We start from the raw sequence: 13,347 nt of genomic DNA, 5'->3' as shown, positions 1-13,347 counted from the left end.
TTGCAGTTTTAATAGTAGCGCATTTTCTCTCCGCATATACATAACAATATAAACGTATTTTTTTGGGGGGAGAATATAATTGGGGGTAATTTCTGTTATGAATTACAAGGGTGGTGTCGGAAAAACGACGCTATCCGCTAATATTGCAGCAGATTTAGCAAGCAGAGGTAAGAAGGTATTACTGATTGATATGGATCCACAGACTAATCTGACCTTATCATTTATGAATATAGAAGAATGGCAGAGCCTTGATCGGCAGGGGCGGACAATCAAGCACTGGTATGATGATTTTCTGGATAGAGACGGGGAGGCATCACTTGGAGAGTTAATAATTACTCCAAATCACGTAAGTGGCCGATTAAAGAAAACTGGTGGAAGAATTGATATGATCTGTTCGCACTTGGAATTAATTCATGTCGACATGGAACTTTCAAGCAGGCTTGGTGGGAACACAGAGAGAACCATTCGCAGCAATTATCTAAAGGTGTTGTCACGTCTACAAATTAAATTGGATGAAATAAAAGGTGAATACGATATAGTCCTTATCGATTGCCCGCCGAACTTTAATTTAGTTACACAAAACGCACTAGCAGCAAGTGATGCATATATTGTTCCAGCAAAAGCGGATTATTTATCAACGCTTGGAATCGACACGTTAATGCGCCATGTAAAAGGATTGACGGAAAAATATAATCAGTATAGTGAAGGTGCTGTTTCCAATGTATCGAATCAAATTTCCCCTCGGGTGCTAGGTGTGGTATTTACAATGGTCGCTTTTAATAAAGGAAGGCCCATCGCCGTACAAAGAGAATATATAAATCAAGTTGAAAAGAACCATTCATGCTTTCGTAACGTATTACGCGAGGGAAAAACCCAATTTGCTACAGCTCCTGAAACAGGTATTCCGGTCATGTTAACCAAAGGGAATAGCCTTCCACAGCAAGTAATACGAGATGAAATCAGGCAGATAACAAGTGAGATGCTGGGTTTATATGGGGGAAGTCATGAGTAAAAAAGAAACGGAAAAAATGCTGCAAATCACGATGGAATTTTTAGAAGGATTAACGAATAAACAATTTCAGGATCTAGTAGATAAGAAAGCGTTTATTCGTTTTGAAGCAAAGGCCTATTGTGCTGCTGAGTATGACCAGATCATGGATAGGATTAAGCAAGATTCAGATGTTGAAAAGCTCCTGAAAAATTATACGAAAAAAGAACTCGCTTTATTCTGCGGCTACCACAAGGTGAACATTAGATCTAACGATACCAAAAAAGAGATTTATAAAAAGGTAGCATCTCATTTGAACATTAATCATTGGCCAGCGAAAAAGACAGCAGAATCAAATTGGAAACAAATCGAAAACGCCTTAAATAATTGTGGGACGCTGGAGGAAGCCAGAAATTTTCTAGCTAACCAAAGTCTACTACGGTTGAAAAAAGATATTACCGCATTTGCCAAGGCACAGGGAGTTTATGTGAATCAGAAATACACAAAACAGGAATTGCTGGATCGGATTGCAGACTCCGTTGTGGGCGCCCGGATAAGAGGAGAGATTATAAGGTCGGCGGATTAGAAAGGACAGGGACAAGGAACCAGACCCTTATGTCCCTAAAAATATTTACCCTCTCCATGCCACTTTTCCACCCCCACATACGATAGTACTAGTGACCACCTCTTTCTATCTATACAATCGAATGCCAAGTTAAAAAGGTGGCATCAGCACATAAAAAGGGAACTTCTTATTAAAAGAAGTTCCCTCATTTCAAGATTGTACTACCGAACAACACGCCTGACACCAGCTATATACAGCACTCCCAGCATTACGAACAGACCCAGAAACCCATTACGAAATCCAATGATATCGATCATCAGGCCGAACAGTGGAAATAATAGCATAATGCTGAAGCTCTCGACTACGCTAATCATCGAAAAGAAGGTAGCGCGGACACTGGATTCCAATCCCCCCTGGATAAAGTTTGAGAATATTGGTTCGTATAGTGTCACAAGCTGTGAAAGAATCAGGAATGACATAACGATCGCCCAGTCCGGCGACACGATAAATAGCAGGAAAAACACAAGGTATAACAGATACCCATAGGTTGTAATATTGCCAAAGCTCCATTTTGACTCAAGTCTGTATGCTAACTTGGCCATTAAAACACCAAGCAGCCCTTCCACTGTGAAAATAATTCCGATTGTCATCGAGCTGTAACCCAAGCGTGTGAAGTATTCCTGGCCATAAAAAGTCAGGATGACAATCGATGTTCCAATCATAATAAAAAAGATAATCGGAATATGGGCAGACTGGTTAGTTCGCCAAATCTTGATGCCTGCCTTTAGCTGACCCAGCCATTGCTGCTTTATACCGGTATGGGAGCTGGTATTCTTTTCACGTTCAGGTTCGTGCAACATGGCGATTGGAATCAGGGCCAGCAAATGGGTGATAATAATTCCCCCATAAACAAGTTCCCAGTTGATTTCAGCCATCCAGCCACCAGCTAGTTTGGCAAAGCTAAGCGATAACAGTGCGAGCGCCATCATGTTACCAAATACGCGTGTATACTGTTTTTCCTTGTTTTTTTCCTTCAGTGTGTCATAAATAAGTGCTTCCTCGGCCCCCGACTGGAATGTCATACTTGTTCCAAGTGTCATGAGCGCAAGGCCGAATAAGGAAAGGGAATCACCGACAAGCATGAAAGTCCCATACCCAACACTTAAGATATTACCGATAAACAGGCTTACTTTCCGGCCATATACGTCGGCGATTATCCCGGTTGGAATTTCAAGCAAAACGACACTTAAGTGCATCAGCGCCTCGACTATTCCTATTTCACTCATGCTTAGACCTTTGTCGTTCAAATAAATAACCCATAGAGCCCTGTCAAAAAATAGCTGGGCGACAAATATATAAATATAAATAAATCGAATGTTTTTTGTTAAACTTGTTGTTTTCAATGTTAGATCCTCCGTGAACTGACGCAAAAAAAACCACAGGCAAAATTACTTACCTGTGGCGCGAGCGAAGGATAAACCTTTCCCAATTAAATACCGATACTATTTGAGGCAAGAATTTTTTACGTCAGATAAGTTTTTTGAAATTTAAAGCTAAAATTAGACATACGTATCCAATTTCGCTGGAAAATTCCAAAAACAGTTGCCATGAACGCAATAAATCGCTTCACTTCATGCACAACTTTAACTAACGTAAACATTTCGTCTGCCTCCTTTTCTAATAAGTTAATTCCATGATAATTCAACTTGGATGAAAAAACAATCCCTGTTTCTTCTAGAACCTTCTTAATAAATATACAATCGAATGCCAACTCTAATAGGTGTCATCAATTTTGAATTTTTCAGGTATAAAGAGTTATTATAAATCTATTAAGGACAGGGAAGGAAGTTAAATAATGAAAGTAGATCTTCGAAGTATAGATTCAAAATATGCATATAAACTTTTAATTGGATCTGTCGTGCCACGTCCGATTGCGTGGGTATCAACTATAAATGATAAAGGAGAGAATAATTTAGCACCTTATAGTTTTTTCACGGTTGCTTCGCGCAATCCTCCAATGCTGTGTATCTCCATTAGCCCTGGAATCGAGGAGCGCGAGGGAACTATAAAAGATACACTTTCAAACATTAGGTCACAAAAGCAATTGGTTATTAATATCGTTCCATCACTTCTTGGTAATGAAATGCAAAAAACCGCAGAACATGTTCCAAGCAAAGTTGACGAGTTTAAAGCTGCCGGTTTAACACCAGCTAAAAGTACTATAGTAAATCCACCCAGAGTGGAGGAAGCACCAATTTCAATTGAGCTCGAGCTTAATCAAATTCTAGAACTTGGAAGTGACCACCTGGTTATTGCAAATGTTGTTCAATACCATATACAAGATGAGTACTATCTTGGTGACTATAAAGTAGACGTAGAAAAGGTAGGTTTTCTCGCGCGTCTTGCAGGAGATTATGGTGAAATAAATAACATACACCAATTGCCCAAACTATAACCTAAGTTTTCGATTATCAAAAAGATGTCATCCAACTTGACTCTGGCTTACGGCATAGAAAGTAAGTATTCATGTCCGCAAAAACAAAACATGATTTGTCCTTCTTCTGAATAGCAATAAAGAAAGAGGTTCTATCAGGAGGAGTATCTATGCTGCAATTATTGTTGGAAGTTTTTACAAGTGAGCGTATAGCGGAAGACATTTTATCAAATCCAATTACTGAGCTTATTTTCGTGATTCTGTTCATTAGCTTTTTTCTAACCGTTTTCGTTCATCTGGGTTTATTTACGAAGCTTAAAAAAATAAGAAATTATATGGAATCAACAGATCAAATGGATATTGAACCACTTAACACATTTAAGGCCCAGTTTGATAGAATCCATGACAAGGAATCGGTGAAACCGGAGACCTTTGTACAGGAGAGATTTTCCGGTTGGCGTGTGTTTAACATGCCTGTTGTCAATCTCATCAAGATGGTTCAGATGACCGTTTCCATTTTTATTTTGATTGGGGTATTGGGGACATTTATCGGTCTGACAATATCTCTTGGAAGTATTAATGCGACCGGCTCTCAACTGGTTGAGAATATAGCTGCAGTACTTTCGGGAATTGATGTGGCGTTCTACACAAGCATAGCTGGGATGGGGCTTTCCCTCATCATGACCGTCCTTATTAAAATCTTTAACACGGAATATATGCTGACAGATATCATGTTAAAAGTAGAATCCAATCTAGATGGGCAAGAACAGGAAGGGATGAGCCGGCTGATTGAAGTGTCAGAAACCATAAATCATTCCATTCAGCATTTGCAGGAAACGAACCAGGAATCACTAACCGGTATTGAAAAAGCATTTTCAGGCTTTCAGGAATATACAAGCGGGCTGCAGCAATCTGCAAAAGATTTGGCCAAGTTTAATGAAGGACTTTCCTGTAACCTGGCGGAATTTCAGGAACTGTTCCACCATATGAAAGAGGTGACAGATGGATTTGGTGAATCTACCAAAAAGCTAAATGACAATTTTGATTCGCTGTTTTCCTATTTTAAACGAATGGATGGAAAAAATGAGCGGATGGCTAAGGCGTTTGAGAATACCTATGAAAAAGTAAAGGAAGTTTCGACAGCTCAGATGGACACACTGAATCAATTCGAGGAATCTGTGGTTGAATTAAAATCGTTTACGTCATCGATCATGGAAGGCCAGGAATCCATACAAGCTGCATTTGAAAAAATTACCCAGAAAAATAATGACCTGGCCAATAAAATGGATGCGCATAATAAAGAGTTTAAACAGGTTTTCGGAAGTGATCTCAGCTCGAAACTGGCGGGAATTATCTCGTACATTGGGGAACTATCAAAACAATTTGATAAAATGGGAGATTCGATTGTCCAGTTGCCTCACGCACTTGAAGTGATCAATCAAACACAGACTGAATATAAGTATTTGTTAACAGATCGGTTTGATGAGCTGAAGGAGTTTAATCGAACATTTAATAGTCATTTAAAAGCACATTCTGAGGAATCAAAGGCATTTGAAAGACAAGTTAATGAGGCAACCCATACCTACGAGAAAATCGGCATGCAGAATAACCAGCTGATTAACGATATAAACAAGACGATATCCCAGATGAACAATATGTTCAATCAACGCGAAAATCAGTTGGAAGTAAATGTTGACGTTTTAAAAAATACACTCTCCAATTATGTGGCTAATCTCGAGGGAGTTCTCGGGGATAAGCTTGATAAGGTAGCCCGAAATATCACTGATTCAGTGGAAATGACGAATGAAGCGATTAAGAAGGAATTCCAGGAGATACGGCGTTTGTCTGAAGAAATTCAGCAAAGCAATTCCCGTTATGCCCAACAAACACTTCAAGACCTCGGTCGGGAGATACAAGGGTTAAATCGGCAATTGAATTCTGTTGGCCAGCAACCAGGAACGAACGGTATAGGGTTGAGACAAAATGACTACTAAATACCAGCGGCTTTTTAAAAAGGAACAAGATGACGGACATTTTTGGCCATCGTTTACCGATTTATTGACAATTATCCTATTATGTTTCATCTTAATTTTCATTACGATGATGATTATCAAATCCCTGCAAATTGAAGAAATGAAAAAGACCATCGATCAAATTATGGGAGTACGGGCCAAGCTTGTCAATGAGCTGCAGACGGAATTCAGCGATTCAACACTGGAAATTGAAGTGGATGAAAAGACAGGTGCAATCATCTTTGATACAGAAATTTTATTTGCATATGATAAGGCTGAATTGAAACCTGCGTCCTTTCAGTTTTTGGATGAATTCGTCCCGAAGTACTTGGACATTTTGCTGCAGAACGGTTATGAAGAATATATTGCGGAAATTATTATTGAAGGTCACACCGATCGCGACGGCAGTTATTTATATAATCTAGAACTCGCACAGGAAAGGGCGTACAGCGTCGCAGCCTACATTCTTAGCGGTGACTTTCCATATAAGAATATTCAAGACCACCTGCAGGAAAAATTAACAGTGAACAGTAAATCTTATACTGACTTTCGCACAGATGATTCTGGTGATTATAGTGCAGCTGATTCCAGGAGAGTGGAGTTTAAATTTCGGTTAAAGGATGAAGAAATCCTTGAGAGGACGCGAGAAATTTTAGCTGAATAGGAGGGTCAGGTTCCTTGTCCTTGTTTGGGGCGAGGGACCTTTCTACGTCCTACTTGTTGCCCACAATAAGGAAACGATGCACCTTGCTGTTACCATTTATTAACACCAATATTACAGTTTGATGAAAAAAGTATTTGTGAGAATTATGGACAGGAAGAATCCATACATTGTAGGGATGTATTTGAAAAAAAGAGTATGTGAACATACAGAACAGAGCCTTGGAATGTACCATAGTGTAAATGTGAACGTTCGGCTAGCAGCTATGGAGGTGTTTTTAATGGCTTATTTTATAGGAATATTAATTGCATCTTTGTTTTATTTTAATTATTTAAGAAAGCCTTCGGAAAACAGCTACATCCCCTCATTCAAGGTAAGGTATGAAAACCGGGAAGGGACTATGCCAAACTTCACTACTCGATATATCAATATACTCGAGGCTGATGGAGGGCGGATTATTAACCTTAGCAGACAGGTGAAGGAGAATGCTGTGGAAGTGTTCGAATGTGAAGATCAGGATAGTGCGGATACTACAATTGACCTGCTATTAACAACATTCTCAGGATCAGTGGCAGACCACGATGCTCGCCCTTTATACATCAACATTACAAATGAAGATCAAATTATACATATAACAATTAGCAACGATAGGGATGACAATGCAATAGAAGTTGTTAAGTGTATGGATGAAAAGGAGTGCAAGGATATAATCCGAGAAGTGGAAACCCATTATGAAAAATATAGACCGGTACTTGTGTTTATGCGAGGGATGATATAATTTTTGGAGCCAAATGGATGTACGTAATTAGGGGGCATATTCCTGTCACCGGTGAAGGGTGGGGGAGCGAACCAAAGCTTTAAAAAAGTCAGGTTATTTGTTGGCAGATAAGAAAGTATAAATCCTTTCTTACTGCATAAGTGCAACTAAGGCTTATATACATTAAGACTTGCACTCCAGAGTATAAGGGGTTCTAAGAAAGCAACATACGCTTTCATAAGAATCCCTTTAACGATAAGCCAAGTTTTCTAAGCGGACACAGGTGCCGTTATTTTGCTAAAATACAGTACTTTTTGAGTTTAAGCGGACACACCGGACCTTATTTTACATATATCAGGGTAAGACAAGGGTGTTTCTACCAAGTAAGGGCTCTGGTGGCCGCTAAAACTAGAATAAGCTTGTTATCGGTAAAATAGCGTACCTGATGTCCGCTTAAGTTCTCTTGTGGGTTTACCACCAGTCATCAAGTTTCTATCAATCTGCAGTCGAAAAGGAATTAAAAGTATTAATTTCTTTCGCAAGGGTAGTTTGCATTTTTTCGCTACATGTTTCGGAACATAATGCGAATAAGCCGTCCCCTCCATTTTCCTTGGCTTCAGAATCAGCTGTAGCAACAATCATCGGAACACTTGTCCCTCGTGAAGTTAAATAAACTTGGACAATTTCCCCTTCCTGATCCGAGTAGTCAATTCCATCAGCGAACTTGACATTGAGAGCATGTAATGGTTGATCGTCAGCAATTTTCTTCATACACCATGCACATCTGAACATTGTCAAATCTCCTTTCTATAAATACATTTAATTTAAGTTTAAGGTGTCTTTTCGTATTTTTCAATCAGAGAACATGAGCAACAGAACTGTACCTAAACCTCCAACCCTGCAACCCCAAATCCCCCAGGTCCTGCATGGGTTGAAATCATAGCGCCGGCTTGCATCCATTTTATATTGTTAAAACCATTTTCTTTAGCGATTTCTTCAACCCGCAGCTTGATACTTTCATCAAGTCCGATCGAATATTGGAAGTAAAGCTGCTCCCGGTCAATGTCGAATTGATTTAAATAATCCTGCAAGAGCTTTTCGGCAACACTACTCATTTTCCCGCGATACTTTTTAGTTGAAACCAGTTTTCCATCGATTAATTCAATCCGTGGCTTTAATTTTAACAAAGCCCCTCCGAGATAGGCGACATTGCTTACACGTCCACCTGCTCTGAGAAACTCTAAGCTTCCAGGGACAAATGCCAGTCTTGATTTCGGGATGATAGCTTTTATTTTTTCTACTAGAGGATCAGGTTCAATTGTAGGTTCATTTTCCAGCAAGGTAACAGCATGCATCACAATAGCCGCTAATCCCCCTGTAACGTTTAACGCGTCAATTAGATAGAGATCCTCAAAGTCCTCAGAAGCGATCACTGCACTTTGAAAAGAAGCGGATGCCTTTGACGTATATCCAATGTGAATAATGATGCAACCAGGATAATCCGCCTTTATCTTCGTGAAAAAGTCTTGATATTCATGAGCATTTGTGGCAGTTGTAGAGGGTATCTTTTTCGTGCGATCATAATAGTCGTAAATATCTTGCACGGGTAAAGAACCATCTAAGTAATCCTTCCCATCCATGATGACATGCATCGGCACCACCTGAACAGCATGCTTCTCAGCCAAATCCTCTGGTAAATCCGCTCCGCTTTCTGTTGATAAAATAATTCTTCTCATCGTAGATCCCCTTTCGTGTAGAAAAGCCACTCTTGTACGTCCTACATTACGTTTATCTAATTATACAGTATAGAGGATAGTTATTCATTGAATAGGATAGATAATAATTCTCATTTTCATGACACTTTTTCTTTGTCGCAAATGATAGTAATAGTAACCTCCCTTCTATTTATATAATCAAACGTCGTCCTTAAAAGGTGACATCTAGAACCAAATCAATTAGTAAGGATTCGGCTATCGATGGAGATAGGGGAAGACTTATACCCTTTTTTGCATAGTCTATTTCGTATTATGAAAGTGAGTGAAAATAACTTGTGACTTTATTGTTCTATCTAGTCTCTTAAATAATGTAATTTTTACGGGAGATACCGCATAGAGTTATATATATATCAAATAGTAATTAGAATGGCGCTAAGATAACCTTGAAGCCTTATCAAAAAAGAATCTGTTGGTATAGTTAATTATCTCAATATGGTGTTGATACCGCCTTCTATGAATATGGTTTGAACTACGGAAGTGTAAACCTTACCTTGGAAAGGGTTATTAAAAAAATGATGAGAACTTCAATGGCCATTTTAGGATTTTACAATGTATTGAATGGAAAAATAATATTTGTTACACCTAGAATTAGTAATTATATATTGAATCCATTAGTTGATATAATAAAGGAATTAAATATTTTATATAAGGAACTTAACTTAGAATTTGAATTCATTCATTATGCTAATGAAGACTTGACAGAAAACCTAGTCAATCCAGTTATTGTTGAATCTGAATTTGTAGTTGGAACATCTGAAATATTTATAAATAACTTAAAAATGTTTAAATTGTTTTTAAATACACTGATAACGTCACTAAAGACACTGAACGCTTGTTTAAGTAATGGAAATAGTGAAGAAAGACAAATTAATTCAAATAATCATGAGAATATTGATAATAAACACAAAGTGGCCTATTATCTTAGCAGGTTTGAACATGATAAACTATTTCCTGCTTCCAATCAAAATCAAGCGATAGTTATAATCAGTAAAATTTTAGGCATAAAACATTCAACATTAAGAAACAAAAGAGATACGTTCGATCCATTCTGTAATAAAATCAAGTCAAGGGGACCTAGAAGAAAAGGATGGTGGCAGAACGATAAATTGCCAGCAGATATGGAAAGGATATTTAACAATTATTTGAAAATAGAAGAGAAAGAAATAGAGAAAGAAATTAGAAGTATCTTAAAAATTTGACGTGTTAGGTTTAAAAGGTAAAAGTAATTTGATATAATATAAAGAATTATATAAGTTATCAAGAGTGACTGATAGATAGGGTTTAATGACCTGATAGCAATCTGTTTAAAAAACATTATGCTTCAATCAGTGATGTATTGTCTGGATAGTAAAATGTGTTACACCCCTTGCTGTAGGTAATGCAAAAGGGGAGTTTTTATGATTTGTTTGTAATTTTTGCCGCCTACCGATAATCAAAAGTACACAAAATCGGTCTAAAGGACATATCAAACATTTTTAAACAATTAAAAATAAATTCCAATATGTTTGTAATAAGAAAGGTGATATTGTGCGTAATGAAACAGAATTAAAGCGTATTGAGGAACTTGAGTTAAAGTATTTAAATAAATATTACTATTTTATGAAATTTGCTTTAGATGAAATGTTAAATGGATTTAAAACAAAATATAAAATAAAAAGCGATTGGATTGATAAGTGGAATCCAGACGATGGAGAGAAAGGGATATCTGACTTTGCTACCGGTGCTGAGAGAATTGTGTATTCACATTTGAATGGTAAAGGGATTGGCCAGCCTAACTCTTCACCAATAGGATCTGATCTTTTTTTCGAAGTTGATGATGCTTTTATTCATATTGATTTAAAAACTGTTCAAACGAGGAATATAGGAGACTATACTAGAGATATATTTGTAGGTAATAACCAAAACAGTTATAAAGGGACAGTAGAAGTATCTGGAAATGATCGTATTTATGAAGAAGCAGCACTACCCACCTACTATACAATTAATAATGATTTTAAAAAGCCATGCTTAACATATTTTATAACAATATTATATGAAGAAGAAAACTTACAAATAATAAATATGAATATATTATGTATGCCTAATGGGGAATTAAACGATGTATATGGGAAAAGAATACTCAAGGCTGGGAAAATAAGGTATCCTCAAGGTGATCCTAAACGAGATACCCACAGTAAAACAATTCGTTATAAATGGGCAGAGAATATTAATTTTGAAATGTTGAATAATGCTAAAAGGATGCGTGTGATTTATTTTAATCAAGATATAGATGAAGGAATAAAAAGTAAACTTAGCTTTATCGAAGATATTTATAACAAGCAGGGAAGCTTTTGAAAAAAGCACCTGTTTTTCAAATTGTGTGTTATAATGGAAAAAATGTAGAAAAATGGAGGAAAGATTATGACGCACGGAGGGAAACGTGAAAAATCAGGTCGAAAAAAAATTATAGGCAATGAAGTTAAACTAAAAATTGAGAATACATTACTTTCTCAGATTAATGAAATGTTTGATGGTAATACACAAAATGAAAAAATTAGAGAATGCTTAAACACTGGTTTAAGTTTAAAAGAGAGTAAACCCTTAAACGTTGTAAGTTTATTCTCCGGTGTCGGTGGATTAGATTTGGGCTTTATTGAGTCGGGGTTTGAAATTGTATGGGCCAATGATTTTAATGAGGATGCAGTGAAGACATATAAGAAAAACATTTCTAATAATATTATTTTAGGCGATATTAGTCAAATTGATAGTGATGAAATTGCAACAGGAGAAGAAGTAGATGTAGTTATAGGAGGATTTCCTTGCCAAGGTTTTTCGATATCAAACACAAAAAGAAATATGAAGGATTCACGGAATTTTCTTTACCTAGAAATGTTGAGGGTTATAAAGGATAAAAAACCAAAGTTTTTCGTTGCTGAGAATGTAAAGGGAATACTTTCTATGGAAAAAGGCGAAGTCATTAAAATGATATTAAATGATTTCAAAGAACTTGGTTACGATGTTGAGTACAGGTTATTGAATACTGCTGATTATGGGGTTCCACAGGCTAGAGAAAGAGTTATAATAATGGGTAATAGGATCGGTGTTGAAAATCCTTTTCCGGAAGTAACACATGCAGACTTGTACCCCGGAGAGGAAAATGATGGTTCATTACAAATAGAGTTGTTAAATGAAATGCCTGAATTACAGCCATATGTAACAGTAAAAGAAGCAATTGGTTTTTTGAGCGATGTGGAGTTAGTTAATGGCAAAGTGGATGAGGTCTTGGAAGTTGATGGTAGGAAGATTCATAACCATATTGCATCAACCACAGTGGCTGATAAATTTTGGGGTCGTAAACATAAGGTTAATCAAGCAGATATATGCGATTACTTAAAATATTGGAGAGATCAGTCTGAATGGACTACTAAAAAAGTAGATGAACACTTTGGATATCGTCATACCGCCGGACATTGGTTTAGAAAAGATAATAAATCAGGAAGCATTCCTAAACCATCAGATTGGTGGGAGCTAAAAAAAATACTAAATTTTGATGATAAGTATGATAAACAAGTAACAGAATTTGTTGAGAAACCAATAAAATTTGAGCAATCTTTAAGAATAACTAACTGGAATCGTGCAAGTGATACCATAACAGCTACTTCACCAGAGATCCACGTAAATAAGGAACGTAGATTGTCAGTAAGAGAATGTGCAATATTACAAACCTTTCCGGACGACTATGTGTTTGAAGGAAGTCTAAACAGTCAATATAGACAAGTTGGTAACGCAGTACCGGTATTGTTAGGAGAAAAGATTGCTCAAGAAATTAAGTTGAAATTAATGGATGAAGACAAAGGTGAAATTAAACTTAAAGAATTAGTAACTCAATAAGAATGTTACGTTATTATAATAAAAATTAAATTAAAAGTAGTCGCTAACTTTATGATAGCGACTACTTTTATTATTCCTTTTAAGTGATAACTTTTTTAATTACTTAGGTCATGTTGCTTGTTGATCCTAACTTTTAATTAGTGCTACTCTAATCATGAAGTGAAGAATTATGATATCATTCAATTATAGTTCATATTTAACATACGGGTAAAATATAATATAGAGAATTGAAAGGAATTTATTAATGGATTTAGTTTTAATTAATGAGGCCCCCTATTATAGGAG

At 36.8% G+C, this 13,347-nt stretch carries 13 protein-coding genes; 9 read left to right on the top strand and 4 right to left on the bottom strand.

Going from position 1 to position 13,347, the window contains the following annotated elements; all coding sequences use genetic code 11:
- Nucleotides 1–97: 97 nt before the first annotated feature.
- Together ACE1TG_RS10055 and ACE1TG_RS10050 are read left to right on the top strand one after the other, a co-directional pair.
- On the top strand, nt 98–1,012 hold the full coding sequence (locus tag ACE1TG_RS10055; protein WP_375052243.1) for a ParA family protein: 915 nt from the start codon (nt 98–100) through the stop codon (nt 1,010–1,012).
- Nucleotides 1,005–1,574, top strand: coding sequence for a hypothetical protein (locus tag ACE1TG_RS10050; RefSeq protein ID WP_375052242.1), 570 nt, complete (start codon nt 1,005–1,007; stop codon nt 1,572–1,574). The genes ACE1TG_RS10055 and ACE1TG_RS10050 overlap by 8 nt, the downstream gene beginning before the upstream one ends.
- Before the next feature lie 200 nt (nt 1,575–1,774).
- Here the strand turns inward: ACE1TG_RS10050 and ACE1TG_RS10045 are convergent, their stop codons facing one another.
- Nucleotides 1,775–2,956, bottom strand: a complete 1,182-nt coding sequence (locus ACE1TG_RS10045; RefSeq protein ID WP_375052241.1) for an MFS transporter — start codon at nt 2,954–2,956, stop codon at nt 1,775–1,777.
- A gap of 119 nt (nt 2,957–3,075) precedes the next feature.
- Nucleotides 3,076–3,213 carry a hypothetical protein gene (locus ACE1TG_RS10040; protein ID WP_375052240.1) on the bottom strand — a complete coding sequence of 46 codons (138 nt, stop codon included), beginning with the start codon at nt 3,211–3,213 and terminating at the stop codon, nt 3,076–3,078.
- 195 nt (nt 3,214–3,408) lie between these two features.
- Between ACE1TG_RS10040 and ACE1TG_RS10035 the strand changes: the two genes are divergently transcribed.
- From ACE1TG_RS10035 to ACE1TG_RS10020, 4 genes are all read left to right on the top strand, one after another.
- The gene (locus tag ACE1TG_RS10035) at nt 3,409–4,008 is read left to right on the top strand and encodes a flavin reductase family protein (RefSeq protein WP_375052239.1); all 600 of its coding nucleotides are present in this window, start codon (nt 3,409–3,411) and stop codon (nt 4,006–4,008) included.
- A 149-nt stretch (nt 4,009–4,157) separates the two neighbouring features.
- A complete protein-coding gene (locus ACE1TG_RS10030) occupies nt 4,158–5,981 on the top strand; it encodes a MotA/TolQ/ExbB proton channel family protein (RefSeq protein ID WP_375052238.1) in 1,824 nt (607 codons plus the stop codon).
- On the top strand, nt 5,971–6,663 hold the full coding sequence (locus ACE1TG_RS10025) for an OmpA family protein (protein WP_375052236.1): 693 nt from the start codon (nt 5,971–5,973) through the stop codon (nt 6,661–6,663). The genes ACE1TG_RS10030 and ACE1TG_RS10025 overlap by 11 nt, the downstream gene beginning before the upstream one ends.
- 121 nt (nt 6,664–6,784) lie before the next feature.
- On the top strand, nt 6,785–7,438 hold the full coding sequence (locus tag ACE1TG_RS10020) for a hypothetical protein (protein ID WP_375052235.1): 654 nt from the start codon (nt 6,785–6,787) through the stop codon (nt 7,436–7,438).
- Between the two features lie 474 nt (nt 7,439–7,912).
- On the opposite strand, the gene ACE1TG_RS10015 is transcribed toward ACE1TG_RS10020, so the two are convergent.
- On the bottom strand, nt 7,913–8,209 hold the full coding sequence (locus ACE1TG_RS10015; protein WP_375052234.1) for a hypothetical protein: 297 nt from the start codon (nt 8,207–8,209) through the stop codon (nt 7,913–7,915).
- Nucleotides 8,210–8,301: 92 nt separating this feature from the next.
- Nucleotides 8,302–9,153, bottom strand: coding sequence for a DegV family protein (locus ACE1TG_RS10010; RefSeq protein WP_375052233.1), 852 nt, complete (start codon nt 9,151–9,153; stop codon nt 8,302–8,304).
- A gap of 503 nt (nt 9,154–9,656) precedes the next feature.
- Here ACE1TG_RS10010 and ACE1TG_RS10005 point away from each other — a divergent pair.
- The 3 genes from ACE1TG_RS10005 to ACE1TG_RS09995 all read left to right on the top strand — a co-directional run bounded on the left by ACE1TG_RS10005 (nt 9,657) and on the right by ACE1TG_RS09995 (nt 13,062).
- Nucleotides 9,657–10,391, top strand: coding sequence for a hypothetical protein (locus tag ACE1TG_RS10005; protein WP_375052232.1), 735 nt, complete (start codon nt 9,657–9,659; stop codon nt 10,389–10,391).
- A gap of 328 nt (nt 10,392–10,719) precedes the next feature.
- Nucleotides 10,720–11,526 (top strand): PDDEXK family nuclease, encoded by an 807-nt coding sequence (locus ACE1TG_RS10000; RefSeq protein ID WP_375052231.1) that lies wholly within the window; start codon nt 10,720–10,722, stop codon nt 11,524–11,526.
- Between the two features lie 66 nt (nt 11,527–11,592).
- Nucleotides 11,593–13,062 carry a DNA cytosine methyltransferase gene (locus ACE1TG_RS09995; RefSeq protein WP_375052230.1) on the top strand — a complete coding sequence of 490 codons (1,470 nt, stop codon included), beginning with the start codon at nt 11,593–11,595 and terminating at the stop codon, nt 13,060–13,062.
- Nucleotides 13,063–13,347: the final 285 nt, after the last annotated feature.

The organism is Virgibacillus sp. JSM 102003 (genome assembly GCF_041949995.1).
In the GTDB taxonomy this organism is placed as follows: Bacteria; Bacillota; Bacilli; order Bacillales; family Amphibacillaceae; genus Lentibacillus.
Note: the sequence above shows the minus strand (reverse complement) of the source record. Positions and strands in the feature narration are given on the sequence as shown.